Genomic DNA, 17453 nt, shown 5'->3' with positions numbered 1-17453 from the left:
CGACTCTTTTTTTACCTCACTTCGCTTTTCGGGGCTTTCATCAGCACCCTGAAGCGAGGCGGCCATTTTAGTGATTTAAACTCTGCTGTCAAGCGTCTTTTTACAGATTTTTGAGCGCTTCGTTTTATCACCCGGCTTCCCAACTAAACTCGTTTAGCGCAGCACCCCGTGGCATGGCGCGCATTATAGAGCGTTTTAACACGGCTGCAAGCAGAGTTTATAGAAAACTTAGGGTTTTTAGATCGTTCGCAGAAAAATGCAGCGAAAAGCGCTTTTTTAGAACATTTACTGCATAATAACGCAGCACTGGAGGAAATGATGACGATAAGAGCTTATAAAGGTGTATTGCCGACTCTGGCAGAAGGCGTTTATGTGGATGAGTCAAGCGTACTGGTTGGCGATATCGTGTTGGCTAAAGATGTCAGTATCTGGCCCTTAGTTGTTGCGCGGGGGGATGTTAACTATATCCGGATTGGCGCCCGCACTAATGTGCAAGACGGTTCAGTATTACATTTATCCAGGCCTAGCAACGGCAAGCCGGAAGGTTCGCCGCTTATTATTGGTGAAGATGTTACCGTAGGCCATAAGGTGATGCTGCACGGCTGTACCCTGGGTAACCGCATCTTGATTGGTATGGGTGCTATCGTGATGGATGACGTTATTGTCGAAGATGATGTCATTATCGGTGCCGGTAGTTTAGTACCACCAGGTAAAAGACTACAAAGTGGTTATCTGTATGTAGGCAGCCCTGCTAAACAGGCACGTCCGCTTAATGATAGTGAGAAAGCCTTTTTAAAAGAATCTGCCAGCAATTATGTGCAACTAAAAAACGAGTACCTGACTGGCTAGCTCATACCAAGATTAATCGTTGCCGGTTAGCCAGATCTCACCGGCACTATTATATGTATCTGCAGCAATCGCGGCCTCTGCTACATCTTCCCAATAAAAGCTATCGGCCTGCACTTGCTGCAAAAAATCCGCAGCGCTCAGTGTCGCAGGTATCGGAATAAAGCAGCGGACTTTTAGTCCCGCCACCAGGCAACTAAAGCTGATAGCCGCTGCGTTGCTGGCAATCGCAAAGTCATTGTTGAAAATTAACTGTTGATTCATCGCCCGAGTTCCGCGCTTAACGCCTGCAGTACCGGCACCACCTCCGGTAGCTTGCCACGCCAGATCCGAAACGCTTCCGCTGCTTGCCCGACCAACATACCCAGGCCATCAGCAATCTTTGGTACGCCCTGCTGCTGACACCAAACTAAGAACGGGGTCGGCGTCTTACCGTACAACATATCATAAGCCAACTCACAGCTGGCCAGGTGCTGCGCAGCTAACTCAGGACGTGCACCGGTTAACCCAGATGAGGTAGCATTAATGATCAGTTGATACGCCAGGTCTGGGATCGCCGTTAAGGCACAAGCTATGACCTTTCCCGGAAAACTCGCTGCGATAGCCTGTGCTTTTTCGACTGTACGGTTGGCGAGGATCACCTCACTCACACCGGCCGCCAATAGCGGACCTATCACACCGCGACTGGCCCCACCGGCGCCCAGTAACAGCACCCGCTTTGCTTTTAATGTTATGCCAAGTCGCTGCAGGTCCGTCACCAGACCAATACCATCGGTATTATCGCCCCATAGTTGGCCACTTGAGTCAAAGTATAGAGTATTGACGGCGCCAGCTGCGCTGGCTCTTGCGGTTAACTGTTCAGCCAGATGAAATGCTTGTTCTTTAAAAGGTACAGTGATATTGCCGCCCTTTCCGCCAGCTGCCACAAAAGCATGCCAGTGTTCGGCAAAGCCGTCGACTGGTGCTAGAATGGCCTCGTATTGCATCGACTCTGCCGTTTGCTGTGCGAACAGGCGGTGGATAAAGGGTGATTTTGAATGCCCTATCGGATTTCCAAACACAGCGTAACGGTCCACTTTATTTATGCCTTTTAAAAAGTTAGTCCAAATGTTCAGTAAAAAAACCAGTAATCAGGATAATACGGCACATCCGACACCCGGGCAAACCCCTTACCAGCTAATGGGAGGGGAAACGGCAGTGCGGGCGCTGGCAAATCGCTTTTACGATATTATGGCAACCGCACCGGAAGCCAAAGAGTTGTATGCCATCCACCCGCTGCCGCTGGATGGCATCCGGCAAAAGTTTTTTGAATTCTTATCCGGCTGGCTTGGCGGCCCGGCCCTGTTCGAGCAGAAATATGGCCATCCGCGGCTACGTGCCCGCCACCTACCCTTTACAGTCAATCAGCAACTCAGAGATCAGTGGATGTTCTGTATGGAGCAGGCGTTAGATGAGGTGGTAGAAAACAAAATGCTGCGTGATGGTATTCGCCAGTCGATTGGGCAACTGGCGAGCCATATGATTAACTGTTAGTTGGTCAAAATTTGCAGCCAATCCTGCGGTTTTAAATAGCGTTCGTAGAGTAAGGCTTCCGGGCTGTCCGGCTCCGGCTGATAACCATATTGCCAACGCACCAGTGGCGGCATCGACATTAAAATCGACTCGGTACGGCCACCACTTTGTAAGCCAAACAGGGTGCCACGGTCATATACCAGATTAAATTCGACGTAACGGCCACGCCGGTATAGCTGGAACTGCCGCTCGCGCTCACCATAAGGTAGGTTTTTGCGCTTAGCTACTATAGGTAAGTAAGCTTGAGTAAAGGCTTCACCTACTGCTCGCATTAACGCAAAGCTTTGCTCAAAACCCGGCGCATTTAAATCATCAAAAAACAAGCCACCGACACCACGGGTTTCGCCGCGGTGTTTGAGATAGAAATAGTCATCACACCATTTCTTGTAGTCTGGGTAGTAATTAGCGCCAAAGGGATCCACGGCCTGTTTCGCCGTTTGATGCCAATGGATCACATCTTCTTCAAATGGATAATAGGGCGTCAGGTCAAAGCCTCCGCCGAACCACCACACTGGCTCAGCGCCTTCCTTTTCGGCAATAAAAAACCTGACATTAGCATGCGTGGTTGGCAGATATGGGTTATGCGGGTGAATCACCAAGGATACGCCGCAGGCATTGAAATTACGCCCGGCCAGCTCCGGTCGGTGTGCTGTGGCCGAGGCAGGCATTTGCGCACCAAAGACGTGCGAGTAATTCACCCCTGCCTGCTCAAAGACCTGGCCTCCGGTGAGGACCCGGCTGCGACCACCGCCCCCCTCTGCCCGCTGCCAGGCATCTTCTACAAAGGCCGCGCCACCGTCAGCCTGCTGTAATTGTTGGCAAATCTGATCCTGCAGCGCCATTAAGAATGCCTGCACCTGCGCTAACTGGGTTTGATAGGGTTGCATCAATACTCCTGACTGTCTAAGTCAGCGGGCTGTCTGGCAGCGCTGCTGTACTAAAAATTTTCTTCAGTTGCCGATGACGGGTATAATACCGCTTTACGGCCCGATGTTCATTACGCACAGAGAAGGAAACCACTATGCAGGTTGGTATTATCATGGGTTCAACGTCTGATTGGCCTACCATGAAACTCGCAGCAGATATGCTGGATCGGTTTGGTATTGCCTATGAAACCCGGGTGGTTTCCGCACACCGTACACCACAACTGCTGGCCGAGTATGCCAGCTCAGCCGCCAGCCGCGGTTTAAAAGTGATTATTGCCGGTGCCGGCGGCGCGGCACATCTGCCGGGTATGGCCGCTGCTTTTACCAGCCTGCCGGTACTGGGTGTGCCGGTACAATCGAAAGCCTTAAAAGGCATTGATTCGCTGCTATCAATAGTCCAGATGCCCAAAGGTGTTGCAGTCGGCACCCTGGCCATCGGCGAAGCCGGTGCTGCCAATGCTGGCTTGCTAGCGGCGCAAATTCTTGCCACCTCAGACGCGGCCTTAATGCAGCAAATTGATGCCTTCCGCGCCGCCCAAACCGAAAGCGTATTAAGCCAACCGGATCCAGCACAGGTTGCACTATGAAAGTACTAGTTTTAGGCGCCGGGCAGCTGGCCCGGATGATGGCGCTGGCCGGTGCGCCGCTGAATATCAGCATCAGTGCTTATGATGTGAACAGCGACAATATCGTGCATCCATTGACCCAGCAATTACTGGGTAACGGTTTGGCACAAGCGCTGGCCGATGCCGATGTCGTAACGGCTGAATTTGAGCATATTCCACTGCCGGTGTTAGCACAATGCCAGCAAAGCGGTAAGTTTTTACCCGGTGCGAAGGCCATTCAGGTTGGCGGCGATCGCCGGCTGGAAAAAAGCCTGTTACAAACCGCGGGTGTCGCAACCAGTGCCTTTACTGTAATCAATAACGAAACGGACTTTAACGCCGCTATCGCGCAATTGGGTTTGCCACTGGTGTTTAAAAGTGCGCTGGCCGGCTACGATGGCAAGGGACAGTGGCGTTTAAAAGACGCGGCGGCCGCGCCGGCATTATGGCAAGAATTGGCGGCTTTCTTAGCAGCGGATCCGCAGCAGGCTATTGTTGCCGAGCAGTTTATTCGTTTTGACCGTGAAGTCTCACTGGTCGGTGCCCGGAACCGCCATGGAGAGATCAAGGTTTATCCTTTGACAGAGAACCACCATGTTAATGGCGTACTCAGTGTGTCGCTGGCTCGCCCGTTAGACACCGCACTACAACAGCAAGCGGAACAAATGTTTACCGCCGTCGCCGAGCAACTGAACTATGTTGGGGTGTTGGCTATCGAGTTCTTCGATGTACAGGGTAAGCTGCTGGTCAATGAGCTGGCACCGCGGGTGCATAACTCCGGCCACTGGACACAGCAAGGCGCTGACTGTTGCCAGTTCGCGAATCATTTACGGGCCGTGTGTGGTTTGCCATTGGGCAGTACGGCTTTGATCCGGCCTACGCTGATGGTTAATATCCTTGGCGAAGACCAGGTCCCGAACAGTATCCTCGAACTACCGGCACTGGGCTTACACTGGTACGGTAAAACCAAGCGCGCCGGGCGTAAAATGGGACATATTAATTTATCTGCCAACAGCACCGCAGAGTTAAAGGCCCGCTTCGCCCAGCTGATTGACCTGTTACCCGCCGCCGCCTTCCCCGAACTGGAACAGATGTTACAGCAGCTATAACCGAGAGCACCAGATGGTGCTCTAGTCAGCCTTTGCCGGCTGCTTTTTCTGACAAGCTTTAGCGGCACAATACAGGCCGCTTTTCTTTTGCAGTAACAGTGGAAACTGACAGAACTGACAAGTTCCAAGCTGCGGCGCATCATTGACCAGAAAGCGGCAATCCGGATAACGGTTACAGCCCCAGAAGGCTTTACCAAACTTGCTCAGCCGCTCTGTTAGCTGACCTTGCTGGCACTGCGGACAAGCAATGCTGCTACTGGCTGACGCTTCTTCGTGTACCACAAAATGGCAATCCGGGTAACGGGTACAACCGATAAACATGCCATAACGGCCGTGCTTCACCGCCAGCGGTGCGGCACATTCCGGGCAGGGTTCATCCTGCAGGATCTTGACCACCGTATTATCATGTTGATGTAGTGGCTTCAGATAGTCGCAGGCCGGATAACTGCTACAACCCAGAAAGGGGCCGCTTTTACCGGAGCGAATAACTAAAGGCTGCCCGCATTGCGGGCAGGGTTCGGCGTGCTGTGGTAACTGAAACAGCGGGTTATGATCAGACATCCGTCTATATGATCTCTAGATGAGCTTAAAGTGGTGCCATAGCTTAATGCAGCGGGCCGTCCACTTCGTCAAAGATTAAATCTTCCATCTGGGCGTAGGCGGTTTCTTTACCTGGTACATTGAACAGCACCATCAGCACCACCCACTTTAAATCTTCCAGACTGATGCTGGCAGCATCCAAATCCATCACCCGATCGATCACCATTTCCCGGGTGGTCGCATCCAGCACATTGATTTGCTCCAGAAACATCAGGAAACCCTGACCGGCAGTATCGATTTTCCGATATTCTTCTGCCGTATAAATCCGGGTGGCAGTACTGACCGCCTTGGTCAGATAGGGCTTGATATGATTTTCCTGCAACGCTGACAGGCGATCCAGCCACTTCAGAGCACGGAAAATATCATCATCGTGAAAACCGGCTTTACTGAGCTCTTTGGTCAGATCCGCATGGTTCACATAAACATCGGCTTCGTTATGGATGTAATTTTCGAACAGATAAACGAGGATATCAAACATCTTCAGGCACTCCTCACTCTTATGTAACCACCGGGGACTACTGCTACCCTGCCTGCAAGTTCTAGTTGCAGCAAGGCAATGGATACGTCTGTTACTGACATGCCGGAGCGTTCTGCCAACTGATCAGTGGCAATGGGCTCATCTCCTACGTTAGCTAACAACTGCTGTTCAGACAAGCTGATTTCAGGATTTTTTTCTGTTTTGGCTAAACCGTTATCGGCAAACAGCGCCCGCTCTTCCAGGATATCGGCCACGCAGGTAACAAGTTTAGCGCCCTGTTGGATCAGATAATGGCAACCAGCGGCCTGGGTATTAAACAAAGCGCCCGGCACGGCAAAGACTTCGCGGTTGTACTGCACCGCCAGATGGGCACTGATTAAGGAACCACTGCGCAGCGCCGCCTCCACCACCAGGGTACCAGTACTTAGCCCGACGACAATGCGGTTACGCTGCGGAAAAAACTCTGCCCGGGCACGTACATCCGGAAAATACTCACTGACTAAGGCACCTTGCTGCACTATTCTTCCGGCCAGCGCCCGATTTCCCACCGGATAGATTTGCCGCAGGCCATGACCCAGCACCGCTATGGTCTTGCCACCCGCTTCCAGTGCTCCCAGATGACTCTCACTATCAATTCCCTGCGCCATGCCGCTGGTAATCACCATCCCCTGCGTACTGAGTTCAGCCGCAAACTGGCGGGCAATTTGCCGGCCACCCGGCGTCGGTGAGCGACTGCCGACCATCGCAATTTGTGCCTGTTGTAACAGCTCAGCATCGCCCTTCACAAAGAGCACAGCCGGTGGATGCGGCGTTTCTTTTAACAGCAGAGGATAACGGGGATCATCGAAGCAAAGTAAGTGATGCTGTGGGCTTTCAGCTTGCCACTGCAGCGCTTGTTCGACCCAGGGTTGGCTTTGATAACAAAGCAACTGAGCTTGTTTCGCTGTTAAGCCCAGTTGTTGCAGGGTACTGGCCGGCAGCCTGACTAAGGCTGCCAGTTCCAGATGTTGGCACAGCTGCCGGATGCGATGGCCATCTAAGCCATGTACAACGGCTGCGGCCAGCCAGTGTTGTAGCAGTTCCATCTTGTCGCATCATCCCTGAGCTACCGCTTACAGGTTGGTAATAATGTCTCCAACCCGGATCGGTTTATCGGTTTGCGTCACCACAGCGAAACTGACGTTATCTGATGTTTTAAATACCATCAGCTCGCCCACTTTTTCTTTTGGCATCTCTAGCACTTCACCGCCAAAGTCGCGCATCACTTTTTGTAATCTGGAGGCATCCTCCAGATATACCGGCTTACCACTACCGTCAACCACAGTCGGCGATTGCCGGTAAATACCCAGCATATGGCCGGCACGCAGCGCGCTCTGGCCCAGATTCAGCACCACCACATCCATCCGCGCAAACTCCCGCAAATCTGACGAGCTGGCAATAATCTTGCCGCTGACCGCCTGCTCGGGTTTCGTCATCACAAACTGAGCCGGTAGGGCCTGCTGATCATAAGCCGGGATCACCTTATCCCCCTGCCGGATTTCGCGGGTCACCGACAACACCCGCATGGCAGCCGGTTCAAAACTTGTGCCCTCGCTGCCCGCCTGGCCTGATCGGAAAGCACGGGTAGTCGCAATCAAACGGGTTTCGTAACCCAGTACTTCGCCACTATCCGGGTCGACATAAGCACGGCCCGGCCGGTAAACTGCGTAGGCCGCACCCTCTACCAGTTCACCTTTCACATAAAGTGTATTGGTCTCATTGGCACTCTTCGCTGCCGAGTTGCTGCCAAGAATATAAGGCAAGGCATCGATTTGCTGTTGTGACATCGCCTGATCGTAACTGAGAAACGGCCGGATAATCCCCAGCGGTAAGGTAGCAATAGCGTCAGGGTTCTTGTGAATTGTCCGCCCCTGAGGTGTTAACCGCATAGCTCTTTTACTGCTAAGCCCCAAACGCGGCCGCCCTTCACTATCAAAGGTGAGAGACAACACGTCGCCGGGATAGATCAGGTGTGGATTATCCACCTGCGGATTCATTTGCCAGAGTTCTGGCCAACGCCAGGGTTGATTCAGATATAAACCCGAGATATCCCAGAGGGTATCTCCCGGCTTTACCACATAGGTTGCAGGCGCATCTGGGCGCACTTGCAATACATCCGCTGTTACCGCCGCAGAAAACCAGCATAACAAGGCCGCCAGTGTCAGTGTTATTTTTTTCAGCATGCCCGCATCCTTAACCCTATACTCATTTTTATTAATTACACGCTAAGCTGTTATTAAAGCGCAATAATGGCTAAAATTAAAACATACCACAGCGAACTAATTAAAGCATATTTTGTAGGTGTTATGGCAGTTTTAAAAGTATTACATTTTCCCGATGAGCGTTTACGCACCATTGCTAAGCCAGTGGCGGAAGTTAACGCCGAAATTCGTCAGCTGGTCAAAGACATGCTAGAGACCATGTATGACGAAAATGGCATTGGTCTGGCCGCAACTCAGGTTAACGTCCACCTGCGGGTGGTGGTGATTGATTTGTCGGAAGAGCGCAATCAACCGCAGGTCTTTATCAACCCGGAAATCATCGCCCATGATGGCGAGACCAGTTATGAAGAAGGCTGTTTATCGGTACCGCAGAACTATGCGTCGGTATCACGGGCCAAAAATGTCACGGTAAAGGCGCAGGATATCGACGGTAACTGGTTTGAGTTACAAGCCGACGGCTTATTGGCGATCTGTTTGCAGCATGAACTGGATCATTTAATCGGTAAGCTGTTTATCGATTATTTGTCGCCGCTAAAACGTGATCGGATCCGCAAGAAACTGGAAAAAGAAGCCAAACTGGCTGAGCGCCACGCGCTTTAAACAGGATTTAATGTGACCACGCCTTTACGTATTATCTTTGCCGGTACGCCGGATTTTGCTGCCTGTCATTTACAGGCTTTATTAACTGGCCCACACCAGGTGGTGGCGGTTTATACCCAACCTGATCGCCCGGCGGGACGTGGCCAAAAGCTGCAGCCAAGCCCGGTCAAACAACTTGCTCTACAACATGATATTCCGGTTTATCAACCTAAATCGCTGAAAAAAGCTGCAGCGCAACAACAGCTGGCAGCAATAGACGCCGATTTGATGGTTGTCGTTGCCTACGGCCTGATCCTGCCTAAAGCGGTGTTAGACATGCCAAGACTGGGCTGTATTAACGTGCACGGTTCGTTATTACCGCGCTGGCGGGGTGCAGCGCCAATCCAGCGCGCACTCTGGGCTGGCGACAGTGAAACCGGCATCACCATTATGCAGATGGATGAAGGTTTAGATACCGGCGCTATGCTCAGCAAAGTCAGTTGCCCGATTTTAGCTACGGACACCAGCGCCAGCCTGTATCAAAAGTTGGCGCAGCTGGGGCCGCAAGCGCTGTTAGCCGCCGTGGCGGATTTACCGGCACTGCAACAGCAGGCCGAGGCACAAAATGAGCAACTGGCGAACTATGCCGAAAAACTCAGCAAAGATGAAGCCCGGCTCGACTTTAACAAAGACGCCGCCGCACTGGAGCGTGAAATACGCGCCTTTAATCCCTGGCCAGTCAGTTACCTGGAGCTGCCACAAGGCACGGTAAAGGTCTGGCAGGCTCAGGTAGCCAGCAGCCTGTCAGGACCAGTGGGTAGCATTTTAAAAGCCGATAAAACCGGCATCTATATTGGCTGTCAGCAGCAGGTGCTACAGATCACCCAGTTACAGCCACCGGGTAAAAAACCGATGAGTGCAGCTGATTTTCTGAATGGCCGGGCCGAGTGGCTGACCGTGGGCCAGCAATTATGAGTGCTCAGTTACGCGCCCTGGCAGCAGAGATCTGTTATCAGGTGATTGATCAGGGCAAGTCGTTATCCGATGCCCTGCCGAAAGGCCAGCAAAAACTGGCGTTTGCACCGGACAAAGCCCTGCTGCAGGAAATTTGTTTTGGCGTTATGCGCCAGCTACCTCAACTTGAAACCGTCTGTCAGCAACTGATGGATAAGCCACTGATTAAACAGCTAAGGCCGCTACAGTTTCTGATCTATGTTGGTATCTATCAGCTCAAATTTTTACGGATTCCGGATCATGCCGCTATCAGCGAAACGGTAGAAGCAGCGCGGCTGTTAAAAGGGCAGAATCTGACCAAACTGATTAATGCCGTGCTGCGCAATGTGCAGCGCAAGCCAGAACTATTTGATTTTTGTCAGGCCAGCAGTGCGGTGCAGTTTAATCATCCGGGCTGGCTGATTAACGAACTGCAACAGGCTTATCCTGAACAATGGCAGACGATCCTCACCGCAAACCAGCAAAAGGCGCCACTGTGGCTTAGAGTTAACCAACAGCAAATCAGTGCCGCTGACTACCTGCAGGCATTACAACAGGCCGGTATCAGCGCCAGCCAGCCTTTTGCCTATTTGCCAGTGGCGATCAAGCTGGACCAGGCTTGTGATATCACCACCCTGCCAGGTTATGCCGCAGGCTGGTTTTCAGTACAGGACGCTGCGGCGCAGCATGCCGCGCTCTTTCTGGCGCCAGAGCCCGGTGAGCAGGTATTGGATGCCTGCAGTGCGCCCGGCGGTAAAAGCTGTCATTTGCTGGAGCAAACACCTGGCTTACAGCTAACAGCGCTGGATCGTGATGCCCAGCGTTTACAGCGGGTAACGGAAAATTTGCAGCGTTTGCAGCTGCAGGCACGGGTGGTAGCAGCCGATGTGCTGGATACCGCCAGTTGGTGGCAAGGTGAGTTATTTGACCGGATTTTACTGGATGTGCCCTGCTCTGCAACCGGGGTGATCCGCCGCCATCCGGATATCCGCTGGCTACGCAAAAAAACCGATATCGCGCCACTAACCGAATTACAGCAGCAGATCCTGCAGTGTGCCTGGCGCCTACTTAAACCCGGCGGCACCCTGCTCTATGCCACCTGTAGCGTGTTACCGGCCGAAAACAGCGCTCAGCTGACACAGTTTCTGGCGCAGCAAAACGACGCCAGCTTGCTGCCGTTGCCGGAACTGGGCAGCAGCAGCTGGCAGATTTTACCGGGAGAGCAGGATATGGACGGCTTTTTCTATGCCTTGCTACATAAAGCGGTTTAACAGAGTACCCGTATGAAAATTATCATTCTCGGCGCCGGACAAGTGGGTGCAACCCTGGCAGAAAACCTGGTGGGCGAGCAAAACGACATTACTATTGTCGATACCAACCTCGATAAGCTGCGGGCATTACAAGACCGCTTTGACTTACAGGTGGTGTTTGGTCATGGCTCGCATCCGGATATCTTGCGCAAAGCCGGTGCTGAGGATGCCGACATGGTGGTAGCGGTAACCAGCAGCGATGAAGTGAATATCGTGGCCTGTCAGGTGGCATACAGTATGTTTAATACGCCGCTGAAAATTGCCCGCATCCGTACCAACCAGTATCTGAAATACCGCGATGAGCTGTTTCATAAAGATGATATGCCGGTAGACCACTTCATTGCGCCGGAAGCCCTGGTTACCAACTATATCCGCCGCCTGATTGACTATCCGGGCGCCCTGCAGGTGGTAGAGTTTGCTGAAGGCAAAGTCAGCCTGGTGGCAGTACGGGCTTATTATGGAGGCTTATTGGTCGGACACGCCCTGTCGGCATTAAAAGAACATATGCCGCATATTGAAACCCGGGTAGCGGCCATTTATCGTCGCGGCACGGCGATTAAGCCTTTAGGCACCACCATTATCGAAGCCGACGACGAAGTGTTTTTCGTCGCGGCAACCAAGCATATCCGGGCGGTGATGAGCGAGCTGCAAAAACTGGAGCGCAGCTACCGCCGCATTATGATTGCCGGCGGCGGCAATGTCGGTTTTGGTCTGGCACGGGCGCTGGAGAAAACCCACAGTGTGAAGCTGATCGAGCGCGGCAAAGAGCGGGCAGAGTTTTTATCCAGCGGTCTGGATAATACTGTAGTTTATGTTGGTGACGCCTCAGATCCCGAGTTGCTGGAAGAAGAAAATATCGAGCAAATTGATGTCTTTATCGCGGTAACTAACGATGATGAAGCCAATATTATGTCGGCAATGTTGGCCAAGCGGATGGGTGCGCAGAAAACCATGGTGCTGATTAAACGCGGCGCCTATGTCGATCTGTTACAAGGTGGCGAAGTCGATATCGCCATCTCCCCGCAACAAGCCACCATCTCGGCACTGCTGACCCATATCCGCCGTGGCGACATTGTTAACGTTTACTCTCTGCGCCGTGGTGCTGCCGAAGCCATCGAGGCAATAGCGCATGGCGACAGCAGCACCAGTAAGGTTGTTGGCAAAACCATAGGTGAGATCCGGCTGCCGCCGGGCACAACCATCGGCGCCATAGTACGTGGTGACGAGGTGTTGATCGCTCACGATAATACGCGGATTGAAACCGACGACCACATTATCCTGTTTATGGTGGATAAAAAGCATATCGTTGAAGTGGAAAAGCTATTCCAGGTCAGCGCTATCTTTATTTAGGGTGTCTAATCTTTCCAGAATGCCGGCGTAAAGAGTACCAGCAAGGTAAAGATCTCCAGCCGGCCAAACACCATGGCAATAATCAGGATCCACTTGCTGGCATCCGGAATATTGCCAAAATGGGCGGCCACTTCGCCCAGGCCCGGTCCCAGGTTATTCAGGCAAGCCGCTGTGGCCGAAAAGGCGGTAATATTATCCAGCCCGGTAAAGATCAGCGCCAGCATAATCACCACAAACACCAGCGCATAGGCGGCAAAAAAGCCCCAAACCGCCTGTACAATACGATCTTCAACCGGCCGCCGACCAAGTTTAATGGCATAGATAGCTCTTGGATGCACCAGCCGGTTTAACTCGCGCACCCCCTGCTTAAACAGCAGTAACACCCGTACCACCTTCATCCCGCCGCCGGTAGAACCGGCACAGCCACCGATAAAACTGGAGAAAATCAGCAAGATCGGTAAAAACAATGGCCAGGCAGCAAAGCCGTCGGTAGCAAAGCCTGCCGTGGTGGAAATCGACACTGCCTGAAAGGCGGCATGGTTAAGTGCTGTCAGAGCGTCCGGATAAACACTGGTGTGTAATAACACCAGAAAACAAATCAGAATCAGCGCCGCCTGAATGCCAAGAAAGGTTTTAAACTCCGGATCGCGGAAATAGGTCGTGACACTCTTACCTCGGATAGCAGCAAAGTGCAGCGGAAAGTTCACCGCACTGATCAACAGAAACACAATACAGATGGTATTAATCAAGCCACTGTCAAAATGACCAATGCTGGCATCATAGGTTGAAAAGCCGCCGATAGCTACTGTTGAGAAAGCATGACAAATCGCATCAAACCAGGACATCCCCGCTACATAAAACGCCAACGCACAGGCCAACGTTAGCGCCAGGTAGATATACCACAGATGTTTGGCGGTATCGGCAATCCGCGGCGTCATCTTGTTATCTTTTACCGGCCCCGGCGTTTCCGCGCGGTACAGCTGCATACCACCGACACCTAACAGCGGCAGAATCGCAACCGCTAATACGATGATCCCCATACCACCTAACCATTGCAGCTGCTGCCGGTAGTAAAGAATTGCCTTTGGCAGTAGTTCAATGCCGGTTAATACCGTCGCACCGGTAGTCGTCAGGCCGGAAAAAGCCTCAAACATTGCCGAGGCCAGGTTCATATTGGGCCGCTCTGCCAGTACCAGCGGGATGCCCCCTACCGCACCCAGCACGATCCAGAACAACACCACGATCAGGAAGCCGTCACGGACCTTTAACTCAGCCCGATATTGCCGGTTTGGATACCAGATTAAAAAACCACTGAACAAACAGAGAATAAAAGACAGGATAAAGGGCACACCGGCACCATCCTGGTACCAGTATGCGACCAGTGCCGGCGGCACCATGGTGATGCTGAAAATGGCAATCAGCATCCCCAGGATCCGGATTATCGAACGATATTGCATAGGGTCCTTAATGCGCCCTTGCCACTGCTTATGGCAGCTGCAGCTCGCGGGTCATATTTTCATTACGTTCGCGATGGACAATAATATTGTCCTCAATCCGGATACCACCGTAAACACGGAATTGGTCAACCTTTTGCCAGTTGAGCTGTTTTGCCTCTGGTGTTGCCTGCAGATCGGCCAGCAACGACTCGATAAAATACAGCCCGGGCTCAATGGTAAATACCATTCCCGGCTCAATCAGGCGGGTACAACGTAAAAACGGATGCTCAGCCGGCGCCGCAACATGGGTGCCGCGCTCATCGGCCATAAAGCCACCGACATCATGCACCTGTAACCCCAAATGGTGCCCAACACCATGCGGGAAGAAAGTCCGGCTAATGGCAGTTTCAACAAGGCTGTCAACACTGCCGCGCACAAAATCAAAGTCCAATAACACCTGCGCCAGTAAACGGTGTGTCAACAGCTGTAGCTCAGTATATTTGATACCGGGTTTAATAGTATCAACCACCTGCAGATGCACGGTATTCACCGCCTTAATCAGCTCGGCAAATTCGTCTTGCCGGTTAAAGCTGTAGGTACGGGTAATATCCGCGGCATAGCCATGACAGGAAGCGCCGGCATCAATCAAAAACGACTTATGCTGCGCCGGCTTAGCACGCTCCAGTGCGGTGTAATGTAAAATGGCCGCATGTTCATTCAGGGCGATGATATTGCCGTAAGGCACTTCATTTTCGCCCTGACCTACTGCTGAGAGATAGGCCAGCTGGATCTCAAATTCACTGCCACCAGCGTAAAAGGTATCAGCGGCAGCGCGGTGCCCGGCAACGGCCAGCCGGTTTGCTTCGCGCATCGAAGCCAGCTCATAAGCCGTTTTATAGGCCCGATGATAATGCAGATAGTTTAGTACCGGCTCCGGGTTAATTTCGGTAAAGCCCAGAGCGCGGGCTACTTCCAGGTACTCCCCGATATAAGCCAAGCGGGCCTTATCGTACGGCAGCAAACTTTCTACCATATTGGCTTTTTCCAGCAGCTGAATATCAAAGTATTCCGCCCAGAAATCTGTCGGTACCGGCGGTACCTTATGCCAGAAATCCTTTGGCCGGTAAAAAATCAGTTTCGGCCTATTAACGCCGTCTACCAACAACCAGCAATGCGGATTATCAACCACCGGCAACCAGGCTTTAAAATGCGGATTGACCTGAAACGGATAGTCCATATCGTCCAGAAACTTACGCTTGGCCTGGCCAGAATGAATAACCAGCGCATCCAGATTTTCGCGCGCCAGCACGTTTCGGGTCCGTTGCTGCAGTTCCTGCACATGCGCCTGATACAGTTGAGGATAATTCGGGTTCATAAATACCTTATGCATTGCTGTAAAGGGAAAACCGATAATAGCATCATTTAGCTGTGCTCCCAATCTGCATGGCGACTAACGGCAGGAACACATCGTTCGGTTCATTTAAACGAATATTATAGATCTGATAATACGCCATTACCGCCTTCACATACTCGCGGGTTTCACGAAACGGAATGGTTTCTACCCAGACATCGACCGGCACGGCCCGGTCACGCGGGATCCACTGTCTGACGCGGCTGTAGCCGGCATTGTAAGCTGCCGTGGCCATAATCAGGTTGCCGTCGTTACGGCGCATCAGGTAGTTCAGATAGTCAGTACCAAAATCAATATTGGTGACCGGGTTATACAGCTGGCTCACCTGTACTTTCTTTTTGGCAATATAATTGGCCGTATCCGGCATAATTTGCATAAGACCACGGGCACCAACTGGCGAGTTCGCATCCGGCATAAAAGAACTCTCGCGGCGGGCAATGGCCATGGCCCAGCCGGAGTCCACCTGCGCATTCTTGGCAAAGCGTTGAATTTCTTCTTTAAAGGCCAGAGGGAACCGCAGCTCCACATCATCCCAGTAACCGGCATCGGCCAGTGTAAAAATGGCCCTTTCATGCCACTCTATGTCATTGGCTAACTTGGCCGCCGCCAGTTTCTGCTGGCCATTGGCAGAGCGCTGCAGGAAATTCCACTCCCGCCGCGCTTCGGTTAAACGGCCCAGCGCCAGCCATTCCTTGGCCCGTTGCACTGCCGGATGCTGTTGGATCAAAGTTAAATCCTCTGCACTCACGGGTACCGGGTTATGCGCCAGACTGGGCGGCAACCCCAGCTTGGCTGCGGCCATAAAACCATAAAAATGCCGCCGTTGCGCTAACTCACGGAAGATACTGTCGGCTTCAGCCTGCTTACCCTGCTCTTCCAGCGCCCGGGCCCGCCAGTAACGCCAGTTAATATCCGCGGCCAGCTCCGCTGGAAAATTCTCAATCACCTGCTGTACCCGAGGCCAATCCAGCTCACGCAGGGCATGCCCAACCTGCCACTGCGCCAGGGTGCTATCCAATTGTTCCGGTGCGAGTTTGCGCATCCAGTCCGTTGCCCGGCTATCGCCGCGGTGCGCCAGGGCAATCGCAAACTGGCGCTGCACGTCCAACCGCTGCGCTGCAGTGAAATAAGGGTCACTGGTGAAACGCTGCCAGGTTTGTAATGCTAAATCAGGCGAGCGCCATACCAGACGTTTTAAACCGTAGGTCAGAATATCGCGCTCCACTACGTGACGGCCGGGGAAAAAACGTGGCCGGCTGATCACCTGCGGGTCCTGACGAACCTGCTGCCACAGATCAGCCAGATATTGCCGGTCGGCCGGTAACAGGGTTTTCAGATAACGGATCAGGCCAACGTCGCCACCATCTGCGGCTAGCTGGATGCGGCGCAGCACAATTTCCGGCTGTAATTGTCCGGCCTGACGCCACTGGCTGAATAAAGGGTCGCAGGCTTTAGGTTGTGACTTACCTACAGTCCAGAGTGACGTCGTTTCCTGCCAGATGGCGGTCTTGGCGGCAGGCTCGGCTTTCAGGCGTTGTAACAGGGCAATGCAGCTCAGTTCTGCATCATTCGAGCCGGGAAAATGCTGTAAAAAACGCTCGGCCTGCTGGCTATTTGCTAAACTCATCAACCAGGGTCGGCGTAACGGCCAATCCAGCGGCGAACCCTGATGCTGTTGCAAAAAACCAGCTATCTCATCGTGGGCACTAAGGCGTCGCTGCAACCAGCGCTGTTGCAAGTAGGGACGTAACGGATAATCGCTTAATTCGGTCAGCCAGCTTTCAATCTGGGGTGCCGGCGCCGATCCCAGCTGCCGCTCGGCCTGTAAAAACAGCTGGCGCTGCTGTTGCAGCACAGCAAGATCCGCGGTGCTGGCCAATAACCAGCCCGGTAGCAGGGTACAACATAAAACAAGCAGGCGTTTCACAACAAGGCTCCAAAATGCTAACTAACGATCGGATGAGAAAATAGGTAGGG

Annotated in this window: 18 protein-coding genes; 8 read left to right on the top strand and 10 right to left on the bottom strand. The window is 52.6% G+C overall.

Annotation, left to right across the window (positions count from 1 at the left end; genetic code table 11):
• Positions 1-318: 318 nt before the first annotated feature.
• Positions 319-849, top strand: coding sequence for a gamma carbonic anhydrase family protein (locus tag A9165_RS13235; RefSeq protein ID WP_065956239.1), 531 nt, complete (start codon positions 319-321; stop codon positions 847-849).
• A 12-nt stretch (positions 850-861) separates the two neighbouring features.
• Here A9165_RS13235 and A9165_RS13230 read toward each other — a convergent pair whose 3' ends face one another.
• Positions 862-1110, bottom strand: coding sequence for a DUF1488 family protein (locus A9165_RS13230; RefSeq protein ID WP_008950633.1), 249 nt, complete (start codon positions 1108-1110; stop codon positions 862-864).
• The gene (gene aroE, locus A9165_RS13225) at positions 1107-1922 is read right to left on the bottom strand and encodes a shikimate dehydrogenase (RefSeq protein WP_083216294.1); all 816 of its coding nucleotides are present in this window, start codon (positions 1920-1922) and stop codon (positions 1107-1109) included. Before aroE ends, A9165_RS13230 begins: the two co-directional genes overlap by 4 nt.
• A gap of 31 nt (positions 1923-1953) precedes the next feature.
• Here aroE and A9165_RS13220 point away from each other — a divergent pair, with 31 nt between their 5' ends.
• On the top strand, positions 1954-2379 hold the full coding sequence (locus A9165_RS13220; RefSeq protein ID WP_008985065.1) for a group II truncated hemoglobin: 426 nt from the start codon (positions 1954-1956) through the stop codon (positions 2377-2379).
• Here A9165_RS13220 and hemF read toward each other — a convergent pair.
• On the bottom strand, positions 2376-3305 hold the full coding sequence (gene hemF, locus A9165_RS13215) for an oxygen-dependent coproporphyrinogen oxidase (RefSeq protein WP_065956237.1): 930 nt from the start codon (positions 3303-3305) through the stop codon (positions 2376-2378). The two genes, A9165_RS13220 and hemF, sit on opposite strands and share 4 nt — an antisense overlap.
• 134 nt (positions 3306-3439) lie before the next feature.
• On the opposite strand from hemF, the gene purE reads away from it, so the two are divergent.
• Positions 3440-3931 carry a 5-(carboxyamino)imidazole ribonucleotide mutase gene (purE, locus tag A9165_RS13210; RefSeq protein ID WP_008606148.1) on the top strand — a complete coding sequence of 164 codons (492 nt, stop codon included), beginning with the start codon at positions 3440-3442 and terminating at the stop codon, positions 3929-3931.
• Positions 3928-5058 carry a 5-(carboxyamino)imidazole ribonucleotide synthase gene (locus tag A9165_RS13205; RefSeq protein WP_065956236.1) on the top strand — a complete coding sequence of 377 codons (1131 nt, stop codon included), beginning with the start codon at positions 3928-3930 and terminating at the stop codon, positions 5056-5058. The genes purE and A9165_RS13205 overlap by 4 nt, the downstream gene beginning before the upstream one ends.
• Before the next feature lie 21 nt (positions 5059-5079).
• Here A9165_RS13205 and A9165_RS13200 read toward each other — a convergent pair whose 3' ends face one another.
• Genes A9165_RS13200 through A9165_RS13185 form a run of 4 tightly spaced genes read right to left on the bottom strand, consistent with a single transcriptional unit; the run spans position 5080 to position 8358 of the window.
• On the bottom strand, positions 5080-5619 hold the full coding sequence (locus tag A9165_RS13200) for a type I DNA topoisomerase (RefSeq protein ID WP_065956235.1): 540 nt from the start codon (positions 5617-5619) through the stop codon (positions 5080-5082).
• 43 nt (positions 5620-5662) lie between these two features.
• Positions 5663-6136, bottom strand: coding sequence for a DUF494 family protein (locus A9165_RS13195; protein WP_008606152.1), 474 nt, complete (start codon positions 6134-6136; stop codon positions 5663-5665).
• A 2-nt stretch (positions 6137-6138) separates the two neighbouring features.
• Positions 6139-7221 carry a DNA-processing protein DprA gene (dprA, locus tag A9165_RS13190; RefSeq protein ID WP_065956234.1) on the bottom strand — a complete coding sequence of 361 codons (1083 nt, stop codon included), beginning with the start codon at positions 7219-7221 and terminating at the stop codon, positions 6139-6141.
• A gap of 27 nt (positions 7222-7248) precedes the next feature.
• Positions 7249-8358, bottom strand: a complete 1110-nt coding sequence (locus tag A9165_RS13185; protein WP_065956233.1) for a LysM peptidoglycan-binding domain-containing protein — start codon at positions 8356-8358, stop codon at positions 7249-7251.
• Between the two features lie 123 nt (positions 8359-8481).
• On the opposite strand from A9165_RS13185, the gene def reads away from it, so the two are divergent.
• Genes def through trkA form a run of 4 tightly spaced genes read left to right on the top strand, consistent with a single transcriptional unit; the run spans position 8482 to position 12629 of the window.
• Entirely contained in the window at positions 8482-8997 is a 516-nt protein-coding gene (gene def / locus A9165_RS13180; RefSeq protein ID WP_008606155.1) for a peptide deformylase, read from the top strand.
• Positions 8998-9009: 12 nt separating this feature from the next.
• Positions 9010-9951 carry a methionyl-tRNA formyltransferase gene (gene fmt, locus A9165_RS13175; RefSeq protein ID WP_008950624.1) on the top strand — a complete coding sequence of 314 codons (942 nt, stop codon included), beginning with the start codon at positions 9010-9012 and terminating at the stop codon, positions 9949-9951.
• Positions 9948-11240, top strand: a complete 1293-nt coding sequence (rsmB, locus tag A9165_RS13170; protein WP_065956232.1) for a 16S rRNA (cytosine(967)-C(5))-methyltransferase RsmB — start codon at positions 9948-9950, stop codon at positions 11238-11240. The genes fmt and rsmB overlap by 4 nt, the downstream gene beginning before the upstream one ends.
• Positions 11241-11252: 12 nt before the next feature.
• Positions 11253-12629 carry a Trk system potassium transporter TrkA gene (gene trkA, locus A9165_RS13165; RefSeq protein ID WP_008950622.1) on the top strand — a complete coding sequence of 459 codons (1377 nt, stop codon included), beginning with the start codon at positions 11253-11255 and terminating at the stop codon, positions 12627-12629.
• Positions 12630-12634: 5 nt separating this feature from the next.
• Here trkA and A9165_RS13160 read toward each other — a convergent pair whose 3' ends face one another.
• From A9165_RS13160 to A9165_RS13150, 3 genes are read right to left on the bottom strand one after another with little or no spacing between them, the layout of a single operon-like run.
• Positions 12635-14086 carry a TrkH family potassium uptake protein gene (locus A9165_RS13160; RefSeq protein WP_008950621.1) on the bottom strand — a complete coding sequence of 484 codons (1452 nt, stop codon included), beginning with the start codon at positions 14084-14086 and terminating at the stop codon, positions 12635-12637.
• Between the two features lie 28 nt (positions 14087-14114).
• Complete coding sequence (gene pepQ, locus A9165_RS13155) at positions 14115-15440, bottom strand: Xaa-Pro dipeptidase (protein ID WP_065956240.1); 1326 nt, start codon at positions 15438-15440, stop codon at positions 14115-14117.
• Between the two features lie 43 nt (positions 15441-15483).
• A complete protein-coding gene (locus A9165_RS13150) occupies positions 15484-17403 on the bottom strand; it encodes a transglycosylase SLT domain-containing protein (protein WP_065956231.1) in 1920 nt (639 codons plus the stop codon).
• Positions 17404-17453: the final 50 nt, after the last annotated feature.

It is taken from the genome of Alishewanella sp. HH-ZS (assembly GCF_001704375.1).
Lineage (GTDB): Bacteria > Pseudomonadota > Gammaproteobacteria > Enterobacterales > Alteromonadaceae > Alishewanella > Alishewanella aestuarii.
The sequence above is the reverse complement of the archived record's forward strand: the minus strand, read 5'-3'. Positions and strand labels throughout refer to the sequence as shown.